Below are 12,412 nucleotides of genomic sequence, written 5' to 3'. Positions count from 1 at the left end.
ACGGATCCTGCGCCGGGAACGGCCTGTTCTGCGGTTCCGGTGTCTGCGCTCCGGTGGCCGGAGCCTGCGCGACCGGGGCGGCAGCAGCCTGCGAGGTCTGCACCGGCCGGATGTAGAGGCGAGCGGTCTGCCCGAGCGAACGGGCCTGCGCACCGTCGTCACCGGGGACGGTGATCACGAGGTTGTCACCGTCGATCACCACCTCGGAACCCGACACCCCGAGACCGTTCACCCGGGTCTCGATGATCGACTGTGCCTGTCGCAGGCTGTCCTGGGTGGGCTTACTCCCGTCGGGGGTGCGGGCGGTGAGCGTGACGCGGGTTCCCCCTTGCAGGTCGATGCCCAGTTTCGGTGTCGCAGACTTGTCTCCAGTGAAGAACACCAGGGCATACAGCACCGCCAACAGCACCGCGAAAACGGTGAGGTAGCGGACGGGATGCACCGATCCTGTGGAAGGTGCCACGGTCTCTATGTCTCCTCGGTACGTGCAGTTCGGTTGGGAACATCTCGTGTGCACCCTGCGGACCATCGCAGGGCGCAGCCGGGATTATGGCGCCCGGAACGCCTGGTACGGAGCGGCCCCGGCGACAGCCGGGCGGACGAGGATCAATCCTTGTTCAGCCGAGGTGTGTTGTCGCCCTGCTCAGGGTTGCCGAACGCAGCGTCCGCCCCGGTCTCGTCCTCGACCGATTCGTCCTCGATCGACTCGTGCTCGTCGTCCGTGTCGGCGATCCGCTCGCGAACGACCAGCCGCGACCAGGTGGTCACGACACCGGGAGCAATCTCCAACTCGACGGTATCGTCGGCCAGACCGACGATGGTCCCGAACAGTCCGGCCGTGGTCAGGATGCGGTCGCCTACCGAGAGCGAGTCCTGCAGCGCAGTGGTCTTGGCCGTCTCCTTCTTCTGGCGGCGGATGCCCAGGAACATGGGCACGAGTAGCGCCAGAATGAGAAGCGGGAAGAGAAAATCCATCGAAAAGTCAACCTCTGAACATGTCGCACGGTCTGGGGCGCACAGATCCCGGATGGACCTCTGCAGTACACCAGTGTGCCATTACCTTCCCGAAGAGCGGTGGGGTCGCCTCGGCGGGGCGCGTGTCGCGGTCTCTCACGGGTCCTCCGGATCGAACAGCGAAGCCTGGGGTTCGTTCACCCGGACCTCGATACCGCCCGCAACGGCGTCAGGCGGAGGCGTCAGCCCCAGTTGACTCCATGCCGCCGCCGTGGCGACGCGGCCCCGGGGTGTGCGCGCGATCATTCCGGCACGGACCAGGAACGGTTCGCAGACCTCCTCGACGGTGGCGGGTTCCTCCCCGACCGCGACGGCCAGGGTGGACACCCCGACCGGGCCGCCGCCGAAGCTCCGCACGAGCGCGCTGAGCACAGAACGGTCGAGCCGGTCGAGACCGAGTTGGTCGACGTCGTACACGGCCAGAGCAGCACGGGCGATGTCCACGGTCACGACACCGTCGGCGCGGACCTCCGCGTAATCCCGGACCCGCCGCAACAGGCGGTTCGCGATGCGGGGGGTGCCACGTGACCGGCCGGCGATCTCCGCGCCCGCATCGTCCCCCAGCGCCACGCCCAGGATTCCCGCGGACCGCACGAGGATCTGCTGAAGTTCGGCCGGCTCGTAGAAATCCATATGCGCGGTGAACCCGAACCGGTCGCGGAGCGGTCCCGTCAGCGCCCCCGACCGGGTCGTGGCACCCACCAGGGTGAACGGCGCCACTTCCAGCGGAATGGAGGTCGCTCCGGGGCCCTTGCCCACCACCACATCGACCCGGAAGTCCTCCATCGCCAGATACAACATTTCCTCGGCCGGCCGCGCGATCCGGTGGATCTCGTCGATGAACAGCACGTCGCCCTCGACGAGATTGCTGAGCATCGCCGCCAGGTCACCGGCCCGCTCCAGTGCGGGACCGGACGTCAGACGCAGCGACGACCCGAGTTCCGCGGCGATGATCATCGCCATGCTCGTCTTACCGAGCCCAGGCGGACCCGACAGCAGAATGTGGTCCGGGGTGCCGCCGCGCATCTTCGCGCCGGTCAGCACCAGTTGGAGCTGCTCCCGGACCCGCGGCTGGCCGACGAAGTCGTCGAGACTCTTCGGCCGCAGGCTCCCCTCGATATCGCCGTCACCGGCGACGAGGGCGGCAGACACAGGCGATTCTTCGTCGGGATCGCCCCCGGGCTCGATATTCATCGGGTCTTCCCGAGCACGGAGAGCGCCGACCGCAGTGCGGCGGCCGTGGTGGCCTCGGGGGCCTCGGCCAGAACGGCGTCGGTGGTCTGCTCGGCCTGCTTGGCCGGGAACCCGAGTCCGACGAGGGCCTCGACGATCTGTTCACGAACCGATCCGCCGGGTGCCCCGCCGACCTGCACACCGGCTGCGGACGAGTACGCGTCGACCTTGTCGCGCAGTTCCACGACCATTCGCTCGGCACCACGCTTCCCGATCCCGGGCACCCTCGTCAGCGCCGTCACGTTGCCCTCCGCGAGGGCCTTGCGCAGGACGTCCGGATCGAGCACGGAGAGCGTGGCCATGGCCAGCCTCGGCCCCACACCCGACACGGTCTGCAGAAGCCCGAACAGCTCCTTCGAATCGGAATCGGGAAAGCCGTACAGCGTCATCGAGTCCTCGCGCACGATCATCGCCGTGACCAGCCGGGCTTCGGCACCGCGCTGCAGACTCCCGAGGGTCGCGGGCGTGGCGTTCACCCGATAGCCCACACCCGCGGATTCGATCACCGCATGATCGAGCGCGATTTCGAGCACCTCGCCACGAACGGACGCGATCATCGTGTACCTGCCTTCTTCAACTCGGCCAGCCGAGCCTGATAGCGACGTCTCTGTTCGCCGGCCGCCGCTTCGGCCCGGGCCATGCGTTCGATCATCGGGGCCCGCCAGCAGTGGCAGATAGCCAGCGCCAACGCGTCGGCGGCGTCAGCGGGCTTGGGTGCGGATGCCAACCGCAGAATACGTGTCACCATGGCCGTCACCTGCGCTTTGTCGGCAGAACCGCTGCCCGTGACGGCAGCTTTCACCTCACTGGGAGTGTGAAAGCACACCGGGATGCCGCGGCGTGCCGCCGCGAGTGCGACGACACCACCGGCCTGCGCGGTGCCCATCGCGGTGCGCACATTGTGCTGCGAGAAGACCCGCTCGACCGCCACCACTTCGGGACGGTGCAGGTCGATCCAGGCCTCCGCGGCGTCCGAAATCCTCAGCAACCGCGACGCCAAGTCCAGGTCGGCCGGGGTGCGCACGACGTCGACGGCCACCGGGGTGACGGTCCGGCCACTCCCGCCGTCGACCACGCCGAATCCGCACCGGGTCAGACCGGGATCCACACCCAGCACACGCACGTAACTCCACCTCTCCCACACCCACAGCCGATCAGCCGAACAGCTGTTCGAGAGTTTAGTCGTGGGGTCGGACGTGTCGGTGTACCAACACGCAGGGCAACCCGGCGCGGCAGAAAGTTCCCACCGGCCTCCGCCGCGTTACCGCCGCTCAGTCCTCTTCGAGCTCGGCGAGGACCTCGTCGGACAGATCGATGTTGGTATACACGTTCTGCACGTCGTCGGAGTCCTCGAGTGCGTCGACCAGCTTGAAGACCTTCCGCGCACCCTCCGCATCCAGAGGCACCTCCACCGAGGCCCGAAAGTCGGCTTCGGCGGAATCGTAGTCGATTCCCGCCTCTTGCAGCGCGGTGCGAACCGCCACGAGATCGCCGGGCTCGCTGACGATCTCGAACGTGTCACCGAGATCGGTGACCTCCTCTGCACCCGCGTCGAGGACCGCCATCAGCACGTCGTCCTCGGTCTGGTCGCCCTTTTCGAGGGTGACGACACCCTTGCGCGCAAAAAGGTAGGCCACCGAGCCGGGGTCGGCCATGTTCCCGCCGTTTCGGGTCATCGCGGTGCGGACCTCGCCCGCGGCACGGTTGCGATTGTCGGTGAGGCACTCGATGAGAACCGCGACCCCGTTGGGTCCGTATCCCTCGTACATGATCGTCTGCCAGTCGGCACCGCCGGCTTCTTCACCGCCACCACGCTTGCGCGCGCGCTCGATATTGTCGTTGGGTACCGATGTCTTCTTGGCCTTCTGGATGGCGTCGTACAGGGTGGGATTACCCGCAGGATCGCCACCGCCGGTACGGGCCGCCACCTCGATGTTCTTGATCAGCTTCGCGAAGGCTTTGCCACGCTTGGCATCGATCACAGCCTTCTTGTGCTTGGTGGTGGCCCATTTGGAGTGGCCGCTCATGCGATTCAAGCCCCTTTCCTGCTGTTTCTGACACGCCGAATGCGCGGTTTCAGCTTGGTCGATGTTACCCGCAGCACCGCCGCCGCTGCGCATTCCCGGGCATACGCCCGCTCTTTTCGAGATTGTTCGCATATATGGCGAACATGGTGATGCGAGTGGATCACGGTTCCAGCACGCCGCCGGCCGAACAGATCGCCCGCCAACACCGGGGCGCCTTCCTCCGCGACGAGGGGCCGATCGACCTCCGACGGGGACGCGGCGCCGCTGTACGCGCCGACGGGGACGCGGCGCCGCTGTACGCCCCGACGCCGACCTCGCCCGCCCGAAATTGATCGAGACAGCACGAACATTCGTCTCCGAGGCGCGCCGCCTCGGACTCGACGCCCCGCCGACGACGGTCGTGCCTCGGTCTCTCGGCCATGCCGGTCGCGTCGGCGATCGCTGGAAACACATCGGTCTCGACCGCACCGGCGACCCCGGCATCGTGCTCCGGCTCCACACCGGGCGGATGTTCGCCGTCACCGTCGACGCACCCGAGCAGGGAGCGGCTCAGCTCAACGTCCTGATCGCCCGGAGCGTGACGACCTACGCCTCGCGCACGAGATCGACGAACAACTCGTGCACACGCCGGTCCCCCGTGACCTCGGGATGAAACGACGTGGCGATCACCGAGCCCTGGCGCACCGCGACGATGCGGCCGGCGGCAATCCCGCCGGAGTCGGGCACCCGGGCCAGAACCTCGACATCGTCGCCCACCCGTTCCACCCACGGCGCGCGAATGAAGACCGCCCGTAGCGGATCGCCCACGATGCCCTCGAAGTCGAGGTCGGACTCGAAGGAGTCGACCTGACGCCCGAAGGCATTGCGGCGCACCGTCATATCGATCGCATCGAGGTGCTGGGCGTCCGGCCGGGTGTCGAGCACCTCGCTCGCGAGCAGGATCATGCCGGCACAGGACCCGTAGGCCGGCAGTCCGTCCCGCAGTCGCGTACGCAACGGCTCGAGCAGCTCGAAGATCTGCAGGAGCTTACTCATCGTCGTCGACTCGCCACCGGGTATCACCAGGCCGTCGATCTTCTCGAGTTCCTCGGGCCGGCGGATCCCGACCGCATCGGCTCCCGAATCATCCAGTGCAGCAAGGTGTTCCCGCACATCTCCCTGGAGCGCGAGAACACCGACGAGGGGACGAGTCATGCCATGTTTCCCGTCCGGAAGTCGCGCTGGTCCTGATTGCGCTGGACGCGTTGAAGCCCTTCCTGCACCACAGCAGCCACCATGTTCCCCTCGGCATCGAACATCCGGCCCTGCGTGAGCGCCCGGCCGAATCCAGCGGACGGGGACGTCTGGTCGTACAGCAGCCACTCGTCGGCCCGGAACGGACGCAGGAACCACATGGCGTGATCGAGCGAAGCCGTCTGCGTCACGACACCCGGATGCGGAACCTTCGCCGCGCCGAGCAGGGTCATGTCACTGAGGTACGCGAGGGTGCAGATGTGGAATACCTGATCGTCGGGCAAGCGGTTCCGGGACCGCATCCATACCCGCTGCTGGGCGGCGATCCCGGGGATCTTCTTCGTGGAATCGGCCGGCACGATGCGGATGTCCCAGTCCTTCCACTCCTTGTACAGAACCGAATCCGCGAACTCCTCGATGGTCTGGACATCGGTCAGTTCCTCCGCGGGAGGTACCGACGGCATGGCGTCCTGGTGCTCGATCCCGGTGTCCTCGACATGGAACGAGGCCGACATCGTGAAGATGGCGTTGCCGTCCTGGATTCCGGTGACACGCCGGGTGCAGAACGACCGTCCGTCACGGATCCGATCCACCAGGTACACGGTGGGCTCGGTCGGGTTACCGGGGCGCAGAAAATATCCGTGCAGGGAATGCACCCTGTACTCTTCGTCGACGGTACGCACCGCGGATACAAGGGACTGGCCCGCTACCTGGCCACCGAACGTCCGCTTCAGGACCGAGGGGTGAACTGCACCTCGGAAAATGTCCTTCTCCAGCTGTTCCAGTTCGAGAATATCCTCGACGCTCGCCATTCGCCCTCCTCAGGTGCCCGTCAAGGTTATCGGTCGCAGTCGGCGGCGAGGCACGATGGGGCCATGACGCTGTTCACACCGACCGGGCCGGACGGTCTCGTCGCCCTGATCACCGAACGCTGCCTCACCGTCTACGGCATCGTCGTCGCGGCGATCGACGCGCCCGACAGCGCCGAACCGCTCCCCCTGGCACACGCGGTGTGCAAGTCCCTGCGGATGTCCGGACGGCCCTGCTCGGTGGTGTCGCTGCGCGATTACGTCCGGCCCGCGTCGTTGCGGTACGAACGCGGACGCACCGACGAGATCGGTTATCGCACCGGATGGTTCGACTACGAAGCGTTGCGGCGCGAGGTGGTCGGCTCCGCGCGAACGCACCGCCGGTGGCTGCCACGTCTGTGGGATGCGGACGAAGACCGCTCCGCCCGGTGTGCGCGCGAACCCGCGGCGGAGGGACAGGTGCTTCTCGTCGCCGGCCCGATGCTTCTGGGACGCGGCCTCGACTTCGATCTCACGGTCCAACTGCAGGTCAGCGAAAACGCTCTGCGCCGCTGGACACCGGAAGAACTGCAGTGGACCGTGGGGACCCTCGTGCGCCACGCGGCCGAGACCTCTGACGTGCCGGACATTCTGGTGCGCTACAACCATCCCACCAGGCCTGCGGTGAGCCTGCGCTGACACCGTCGTCCCCTCCCCGCGCGCCGCCCGATGTCACAGTAGTTCCGTCCGACCGGCCGATGTCACATTCGGCAACACGGCGCGGGTCGGGCGGGACGGCGGTTCAGCTGGGGTGGGGTAAGCGTGTCAGGCCTTCCTGCACCACTGCGGCAACCAGGTTGCCGGAGCGATCGAAGATGCGCCCCTGCGCGAGGGCCCGGCCCAGACCCGCCGAGGGCGACGTCTGGTCGTAGAGCAGCCACTCGTCCGCCCGGAAGGGGCGCAGGAACCACAGCGCATGATCGAGCGAGGCACTCTGTATCTCGATGCCCGGGTGTGGGGTCATCGCCGACCCGATCAGCGTCATGTCGCTCATGTAGGCGAGGGCACACACGTGGAAGACCGGGTCGTCGGGCAACGACTTTCGTGAGCGGAACCACACCTGCTGCTGTGCGGCGGCGCCGCGCCGGCGCTCGACATCTCCGGCGGCGACGAGGCGCAAATCCCAGTCGGACCACTCATGGGCGAGCCATGCGATCTCCGGGTCGTCGGAGTCGCGGGCCATCGGCAACCCGTCCGGCGATGGAACGACAGGCATCTCGTCCTGGTGTTCGATTCCCTCCGAGGGGATCTGGAACGACGCCGACATCGTGAAGATCGCCTGACCGTCCTGGATCGCACTGACCCGGCGGGTGACGAACGACCGGCCGTCCCGGACGCGGTCCACCAGGTACATGATGGGCTTCGCGGTGTTGCCGGGACGCAGGAAGTAACCGTGCAGGGAATGCACCACGAACTGCGGATCGACGGTGCGGACTGCCGAGACGAGCGCCTGCCCAGCCACCTGGCCTCCGAAGGTCTTGGGAAGAGAGGTTTCGGTGGCTATGCCCCGGTAGATGTTCTCCTCGATGCGCTCGAGTTCCAGGATCTCCTCGATCGTCGCCATCCGCGACCCCTTTCACTGTAAGTGCATTGACACTCTCACACGTCCCCGGTGGATACATGCGCACCATCAGGCGACGGCGACCTGCCGCAGCACCGCTGTCACCGCCGCGGCGCCGACCACGATCACCACGAAGGGTGCACGGCGCCAGATCAGGATCCCGGCCACGGCGACTCCGGCCACCCGAGCCCAGCCGGCGAAGCCTGTCCCTTCGTACACCGTCTGCGTGGCCGCGAGAGATACCAGCAACGCAGTGGCCGCCAATCCCATCCGCCGCACGACGAGCGGGCTGAGGTGAATTCGTCTGCGCAGCAACGGCCCGGCGAGCCGGAACGCGAAGGTCCCGAGAGCGAGAACACCGATCATCCACCAGCTCATGACCTTTCATCCCTTCCCGCGAGGACGAGACCGGCGAGACCGGCGAGAACACCGAGCCCTGCGGGCAGCACGGGGGTGAGAGTCACAGCGATGGCTGCCCCGGCCAGGGCCACGCGACGATCGACACGCGACCGCCAGGCGCCCGCGGTCAGCGCCAGCAGCGCGGCGGGAAAGGCGGCGTCGACACCGAAATCGGCCGGATCACCGAGAAGATCGCCACCGACGGCGCCGACGACGGTGCCGGCGTTCCAGCCGAGGAAGAGCACCACACCGGCTGCGAAGAACGTGCGACGCGCCCGCACGGTGTCGTGGTGCCGCTCCAGCTCCGCGGTGGTGAAGGCTGTCGCCTCGTCGGTCATCAGATGCGCGCCGACAAGCCTCGACCGCCAGGAACCGGCCAGAACATCCGCAAGGACGAGTCCGTACGGAAGATGCCGCGCGTTGAGCAGCAGACCACCGAACACCACCGCAGCGGGCGCTGCACCGGCTGCCACTGCGGCAACGACGAGAAACTGCGCCCCGCCGGAGTAGACGATGCTCGACAGCGCGATCACCTGCGGCAACGACACGCCCGCCGCCACAGCGACCGCACCGAAGGATGCCCCGACGAGGGCCATCGCCAGTGCGAGCGGCGCCAGCGCGGAGAGGGAGGAGCGATCGATCACCGCGATGCGGTAAAGATCACCAGCCGCGCTCGGCGAGACGGTGCGAGACCGGCAGGTCGTCGACGTTGATGCCGACCATGGCCTCACCCAGGCCGCGCGAGACCTTGGCGAGCACATCCGGGTCGTCGAAGAAGGTGGTGGCCTTGACTATGGCAGCTGCCCGCTCGGCCGGGTTGCCCGACTTGAAGATGCCCGAGCCGACGAAAACACCCTCGGCCCCCAGCTGCATCATCATCGCAGCGTCCGCGGGAGTGGCGATTCCACCCGCGGTGAACATGGTCACGGGCAGCTTGCCGGCCTTCGCGACCTCGACCACCAGGTCGTAGGGCGCCTGCAGTTCCTTGGCTGCCACGTACAGCTCGTCCTCGCTGAGCGAGGTGAGGCGGCGGATCTCTCCGCCGATGGTGCGCATGTGCGTGGTGGCATTGGAGACGTCACCGGTGCCGGCCTCACCCTTGGACCGGATCATCGCCGCACCCTCGGTGATGCGGCGCAGTGCCTCGCCCAGGTTGGTGGCGCCACAGACGAACGGGACCGTGAACTTCCACTTGTCGATGTGGTTGGCGTAGTCGGCGGGGGTGAGCACCTCGGACTCGTCGATGTAGTCGACGCCCAGGCTCTGCAGGATCTGCGCCTCCACGAAGTGGCCGATCCGGGCCTTGGCCATCACCGGAATGCTCACCGCGGAGATGATGCCGTCGATCATGTCGGGGTCGCTCATGCGCGAGACGCCGCCCTGAGCGCGGATGTCCGCGGGAACGCGCTCGAGTGCCATGACCGCGACGGCACCCGCGTCCTCGGCGATCTTCGCCTGGTCGGGGGTGACGACGTCCATGATGACTCCGCCCTTGAGCATCTCGGCCATGCCTCGCTTCACGCGCGCGGTGCCGGTGGTGGGGGTGGTGTCGGGGGTGCTCACAGCGAACTCCTGGGTAGTGGCGTGAATGTGCTTCGATGACGGCATGCCTGAGCAAACTGCGCCCACGCTGCAATGGTCGATTCTATGACGGATGGTCGCGGGGCTCCGTAGCCAGTCTCCCATTGCTGGCCTGGTGTTGCCCGCAGGGTGGCCGCGGTCACGTGATGGCGCGCACTTCCGCCTCGTAGAGGCCCGACGCGACGGCGGTGGCCTCGTCCAGCAGGGCCGCGAGGTCGTGCGGGTAGACGGTCTCACCGGCAGCCGCCAGCTCACGCACCGTGTCGGCGGTGCACCACCGGTGATCCGTGATGCTCTGTTCCTCGACGTCGGTGAACCCGCCGCGGTGCGGCTCGAAGGACGCGGTCCGCATCGCGAAGAACAGTTCCTCCGAACGGATGAGCTCCCCGCCCCATGAGAAGACCGCCACGCGGCGCCACATCGGGCCTTGCAGTGCGTCCGGCGATGCCATGAGCCCGGTTTCCTCGGCGATTTCCCGGATCGCCGCCGATCGCAGGTTCTCCCCCTTCTCCACCGCGCCACCGATCGTGAACCAGTAGTAGATGTCCGGGAGTGCGGGGTCGTGGCCCCGCAGCAACAGCACACGTCCGTCGTCGTCGAGAAGCACGACACGAGCGGAGGTCCGGACGGCGTCGAGTGCGAGCCCCTCGGTGACCGCGGCAGCGGAGGTCCGCTCGGTGATCTCGAAATACGTGGGCAACGGGGCGGTGCCACCGAGACGCAGCCAGCGAACCGAGCGCCGCGTTCTCAGGGCGAGCGTGTCGCGCACCGCATCGTTGTGGAAACGCCGTGCGATCAGCACGCGCGCCTCGGCATCCGCCAGCTCCGCCACGAGCTGCGGCGGCAGGCCATCCGGATCGAGGGCCGACAGTGCACCCGACAACGCATTCTCGGCGGTCTCCCGATCTACGCGATCCGACCGTTCGGCCCGCGCCGCGAGAGCGGCCAGCCTTTTCGAATCGGGGGGATCCATCGTCGCGGCGATAGCGCGCACCACCACAGCCCTCCGGGCCAGGGCGGAATCCAACGACTGCCAGGAAAGATCGGAACGCACATGCAGTCGGTCCAGCCGGTTCGCGGTGCCGTACGCCCAGAGGCCGCCGGCCAGCACCAGCGCCGCCACCAGCGCGAGGACGAAGATCGTCAGCGCGGAGAAAGTCATGAACCGACCTCGTGGACTCCGTGGGTGCCTACGGTCACGGTCTCGTAGACGCGCAGGATCTGCTCGGCGACCACGGGCCAGTCGTATTCGGCGACGACGGTACGGCCGAAGTCCACCAGTGCGGCGCGCCGGTCCGGATCACTCAGCAGTGAGTCGATGCCCGCGCCGAGGGCGGCGGCGTCACCCACCGGAACCAGCACCCCTGCCTGCCCGTCCCGCAGGACCCGCCGGAAGGCATCGAGCTCACTCGCGACGACGGCGGCTCCCGCAGCCATGGCCTCCACCAGCACGATCCCGAAGCTTTCCCCGCCCAGATTGGGGGCGCAGTACACGTCGGCACTCCGCAGCGCCGACGCCTTCTCCGCGTCGTCGACCTGCCCGAGCAGACGGAGATGCCCGAACAAGGGTCCCGCTTCCCGCCGCAGCTTGTCCACGTCACCGCGGCCGACAACCAGAACCTCGAGGTCGGGGTACGTCGCCACCAGACTCGGCAGGGCCTTCAACAAGACCGCCATGCCCTTCCGTGGCTCGTCGAACCGGCCCAGGAACAAGATGGTGAGTCCGGACCGAGGGTAGCCGGGCAGGGGGTCGGCATTCGCGAACGCGGGCACATCCACACCGTTGGGGATCTCGACGGCGTCGGACCCGAGGGATTCGACCTGCCACCGCCGTGCGAGCTCGGAGACCGCAATGCGTCCGCTGATCTTCTCCAGATAGGGCTGCAACACTCCCTGGAACGTACTCAGCACGAGAGACTTGGTGGTCGAGGTGTGGAAAGTGGCGACGATCGGGCCTTCGGCCACCCGCAGGGCGAGCATCGACAGACTCGGCGCGTTGGGCTCGTGGATGTGGAGAACATCGAAGTCGTTGTCGGAAATCCAGCGCCGCACCCGGGCGCTGGCCGCCGGACCGAAACTCAGCCTGGCCACCGATCCGTTGTACGGAATCGCCATCGCCCGCCCCGCGGACACCACGAAGTCGGGCAGCTCGACGCCCTCCGACGCCGGCGCCAGGACGCTGACCTTGTGCCCGCGTTCGATCAGCACCTCGGCCAGATCCGCTACATGGGCCTGCACCCCGCCCGGAACGTCGAACGAGTACGGGCAGACCATTCCGATCTTCACGAGGTCTCCATGCGGGAGAGCCTCTCGCGCGACAGATCCGACAGCCACAGCGGCTGGAACATATGCCAGTCCTCCGGGTGCTTCGCGATGTTCTCCTCGAAGCGGGACGCCAGCGCCTGCGTGGCCGCCTCGACCCCGCCGCCGGTGTCGATCGGCGGCTCGATCCGGAATCCCCATCCGCCGGGCGTGAACCAGCAGTGCACCGGCAGCAGCGCCGCACCGGTTTCGAT

The 12,412-nt window shown here is 67.5% G+C and carries 15 protein-coding genes and 2 pseudogenes; 2 read left to right on the top strand and 15 right to left on the bottom strand.

The window, feature by feature from the left end:
• From WAW17_RS21855 to WAW17_RS21830, 6 genes and pseudogenes are all read right to left on the bottom strand, one after another.
• Window positions 1–463, bottom strand: a pseudogene (locus WAW17_RS21855) (protein translocase subunit SecD); the annotation flags it as partial.
• A 143-nt stretch (window positions 464–606) separates the two neighbouring features.
• On the bottom strand, window positions 607–975 hold the full coding sequence (gene yajC, locus WAW17_RS21850; RefSeq protein ID WP_422335008.1) for a preprotein translocase subunit YajC: 369 nt from the start codon (window positions 973–975) through the stop codon (window positions 607–609).
• Window positions 976–1,110: 135 nt separating this feature from the next.
• On the bottom strand, window positions 1,111–2,208 hold the full coding sequence (ruvB, locus tag WAW17_RS21845) for a Holliday junction branch migration DNA helicase RuvB (RefSeq protein WP_422335007.1): 1,098 nt from the start codon (window positions 2,206–2,208) through the stop codon (window positions 1,111–1,113).
• Entirely contained in the window at window positions 2,205–2,804 is a 600-nt protein-coding gene (ruvA, locus tag WAW17_RS21840; protein ID WP_422335006.1) for a Holliday junction branch migration protein RuvA, read from the bottom strand. Before ruvA ends, ruvB begins: the two co-directional genes overlap by 4 nt.
• Window positions 2,801–3,370, bottom strand: a complete 570-nt coding sequence (ruvC, locus tag WAW17_RS21835) for a crossover junction endodeoxyribonuclease RuvC (protein ID WP_422335005.1) — start codon at window positions 3,368–3,370, stop codon at window positions 2,801–2,803. Before ruvC ends, ruvA begins: the two co-directional genes overlap by 4 nt.
• Before the next feature lie 148 nt (window positions 3,371–3,518).
• Window positions 3,519–4,274, bottom strand: a complete 756-nt coding sequence (locus WAW17_RS21830) for a YebC/PmpR family DNA-binding transcriptional regulator (RefSeq protein ID WP_422335004.1) — start codon at window positions 4,272–4,274, stop codon at window positions 3,519–3,521.
• Between the two features lie 155 nt (window positions 4,275–4,429).
• Here WAW17_RS21830 and WAW17_RS21825 point away from each other — a divergent pair, with 155 nt between their 5' ends.
• Entirely contained in the window at window positions 4,430–4,606 is a 177-nt protein-coding gene (locus WAW17_RS21825; protein ID WP_422335003.1) for a hypothetical protein, read from the top strand.
• 253 nt (window positions 4,607–4,859) lie between these two features.
• Here the strand turns inward: WAW17_RS21825 and pdxT are convergent, their stop codons facing one another.
• Both pdxT and WAW17_RS21815 read right to left on the bottom strand, forming a co-directional pair.
• Window positions 4,860–5,468, bottom strand: coding sequence for a pyridoxal 5'-phosphate synthase glutaminase subunit PdxT (gene pdxT, locus WAW17_RS21820; RefSeq protein WP_422335002.1), 609 nt, complete (start codon window positions 5,466–5,468; stop codon window positions 4,860–4,862).
• Window positions 5,465–6,319 (bottom strand): acyl-CoA thioesterase, encoded by an 855-nt coding sequence (locus tag WAW17_RS21815; protein WP_422335001.1) that lies wholly within the window; start codon window positions 6,317–6,319, stop codon window positions 5,465–5,467. Before WAW17_RS21815 ends, pdxT begins: the two co-directional genes overlap by 4 nt.
• A 63-nt stretch (window positions 6,320–6,382) precedes the next feature.
• On the opposite strand from WAW17_RS21815, the gene WAW17_RS21810 reads away from it, so the two are divergent.
• The gene (locus WAW17_RS21810) at window positions 6,383–6,994 is read left to right on the top strand and encodes a hypothetical protein (protein ID WP_422335000.1); all 612 of its coding nucleotides are present in this window, start codon (window positions 6,383–6,385) and stop codon (window positions 6,992–6,994) included.
• Window positions 6,995–7,097: 103 nt separating this feature from the next.
• Here WAW17_RS21810 and WAW17_RS21805 read toward each other — a convergent pair whose 3' ends face one another.
• The 7 genes and pseudogenes from WAW17_RS21805 to WAW17_RS21775 all read right to left on the bottom strand — a co-directional run.
• Window positions 7,098–7,919 (bottom strand): acyl-CoA thioesterase, encoded by an 822-nt coding sequence (locus WAW17_RS21805; RefSeq protein WP_422334999.1) that lies wholly within the window; start codon window positions 7,917–7,919, stop codon window positions 7,098–7,100.
• Window positions 7,920–7,985: 66 nt separating this feature from the next.
• Complete coding sequence (locus WAW17_RS21800; RefSeq protein WP_422334998.1) at window positions 7,986–8,294, bottom strand: AzlD domain-containing protein; 309 nt, start codon at window positions 8,292–8,294, stop codon at window positions 7,986–7,988.
• Complete coding sequence (locus WAW17_RS21795; RefSeq protein ID WP_422334997.1) at window positions 8,291–8,959, bottom strand: AzlC family ABC transporter permease; 669 nt, start codon at window positions 8,957–8,959, stop codon at window positions 8,291–8,293. The genes WAW17_RS21800 and WAW17_RS21795 overlap by 4 nt, the downstream gene beginning before the upstream one ends.
• A 16-nt stretch (window positions 8,960–8,975) precedes the next feature.
• Entirely contained in the window at window positions 8,976–9,878 is a 903-nt protein-coding gene (pdxS, locus tag WAW17_RS21790) for a pyridoxal 5'-phosphate synthase lyase subunit PdxS (protein WP_422334996.1), read from the bottom strand.
• 157 nt (window positions 9,879–10,035) lie between these two features.
• Window positions 10,036–11,058: an NUDIX hydrolase gene (locus WAW17_RS21785; protein WP_422334995.1), complete on the bottom strand. Its 1,023-nt coding sequence runs from the start codon at window positions 11,056–11,058 to the stop codon at window positions 10,036–10,038.
• Window positions 11,055–12,182 (bottom strand): glycosyltransferase family 4 protein, encoded by a 1,128-nt coding sequence (locus WAW17_RS21780; RefSeq protein ID WP_422334994.1) that lies wholly within the window; start codon window positions 12,180–12,182, stop codon window positions 11,055–11,057. The genes WAW17_RS21785 and WAW17_RS21780 overlap by 4 nt, the downstream gene beginning before the upstream one ends.
• Window positions 12,179–12,412: pseudogene (locus WAW17_RS21775) on the bottom strand (phosphatidylinositol mannoside acyltransferase); the annotation flags it as partial. The pseudogene WAW17_RS21775 and the gene WAW17_RS21780, both read right to left, overlap by 4 nt.

The organism is Rhodococcus sp. (in: high G+C Gram-positive bacteria) (assembly GCF_049286785.1).
Classification (GTDB): Bacteria; Actinomycetota; Actinomycetes; order Mycobacteriales; family Mycobacteriaceae; genus Rhodococcus_F.
Note: the sequence above shows the minus strand (reverse complement) of the source record. Positions and strands in the feature narration are given on the sequence as shown.

Coding starts and splice junctions, on each gene's coding strand:
- yajC (WP_422335008.1), bottom strand. CDS start 975: ATGGATTTTCTCTTCCCGCTTCTCATTCTGGCGCTACTCGTGCCCATG.
- ruvB (WP_422335007.1), bottom strand. CDS start 2,208: ATGAATATCGAGCCCGGGGGCGATCCCGACGAAGAATCGCCTGTGTCT.
- ruvA (WP_422335006.1), bottom strand. CDS start 2,804: ATGATCGCGTCCGTTCGTGGCGAGGTGCTCGAAATCGCGCTCGATCAT.
- WAW17_RS21830 (WP_422335004.1), bottom strand. CDS start 4,274: ATGAGCGGCCACTCCAAATGGGCCACCACCAAGCACAAGAAGGCTGTG.
- pdxT (WP_422335002.1), bottom strand. CDS start 5,468: ATGACTCGTCCCCTCGTCGGTGTTCTCGCGCTCCAGGGAGATGTGCGG.
- WAW17_RS21815 (WP_422335001.1), bottom strand. CDS start 6,319: ATGGCGAGCGTCGAGGATATTCTCGAACTGGAACAGCTGGAGAAGGAC.
- WAW17_RS21810 (WP_422335000.1), top strand. CDS start 6,383: ATGACGCTGTTCACACCGACCGGGCCGGACGGTCTCGTCGCCCTGATC.
- WAW17_RS21805 (WP_422334999.1), bottom strand. CDS start 7,919: ATGGCGACGATCGAGGAGATCCTGGAACTCGAGCGCATCGAGGAGAAC.
- WAW17_RS21800 (WP_422334998.1), bottom strand. CDS start 8,294: ATGAGCTGGTGGATGATCGGTGTTCTCGCTCTCGGGACCTTCGCGTTC.
- WAW17_RS21785 (WP_422334995.1), bottom strand. CDS start 11,058: ATGACTTTCTCCGCGCTGACGATCTTCGTCCTCGCGCTGGTGGCGGCG.